The 710-nt window shown below is 69.2% G+C and carries 1 protein-coding gene and 1 pseudogene; both read right to left on the bottom strand.

Annotated features, from left to right (window positions below; all coding sequences use genetic code 11):
• Positions 1-195, bottom strand: a 195-nt coding sequence (locus B3I25_RS07985) for a hypothetical protein (protein WP_286738535.1), incomplete at its 3' end; no start/stop codon positions are given.
• 137 nt (positions 196-332) lie between these two features.
• Positions 333-710: pseudogene (locus B3I25_RS07980) on the bottom strand (hypothetical protein); the annotation flags it as partial.

Raw genomic sequence — 710 nt, 5'->3', positions numbered from 1 at the left:
GGTCGCCGCGGCGTCGGTCCCGGCCTGCGGGCTCGCGGCCTGGGAGCGGATGCCGGAGGTGGGCCCGTTGGCGATCTCGGAGGAGGTGGCCATGGACTGTGGCTGTTCCGCGGGCGAGGAGTTGCATCCGGTGAGCCCGCCCAGTGACAGGACCAGGAGGGCGGCTGCCGCGGTCAACGTGCGTGTGCGGTGCATGACGAATCCTCTCGTCTCATCCGTTCCCCGATGTCCACGGGTGGTTCCAGCGTGAGGGCTCGTCTTCACTTAAGCAATACTTCTATGTAGATGTAAAAGAATTCAGCCCGCGACCAGGGCATTCGTCCCGAAGACCGTCACGCGTCGTCGTCCGTGACGGTGTCACCCGACCCACCCCAGGAGCCGTTCCGGGAGCGTGAACGCATGTATTCGCCCAGCACCGCGGCGTCGAGGTCCTCGGGATCCGGGGCGACCACCCGGCCGCGCACCCGGCGCGCGAGCGCCGCAATGAAGCGGACGAGTCCGGGGTCGTCCCCCAGCCGGAACAGGGTGATCTCGGTGCCGCGCCGGGCCACGGCGTCCAGCTGCGCCACGGTGAGCCGCAGGGTCTCGGGATCGGGCGGGTACATGAACCATGCCTCGCCGCCGGGTTCCAGGTGGGCGGTGGCCTCACCGTCCGTGACCACGAGCAGCACGGGGTGCATGGTGGGGTGCTTGCGGAAGAAGCGCTGCGC

Origin of the sequence: Kocuria sp. UBA1838, from assembly GCF_002338785.1 — a bacterium.
GTDB classification, from domain to species: domain Bacteria; phylum Actinomycetota; class Actinomycetes; order Actinomycetales; family Micrococcaceae; genus Kocuria; species Kocuria marina.
The sequence above is the reverse complement of the archived record's forward strand: the minus strand, read 5'-3'. Positions and strand labels throughout refer to the sequence as shown.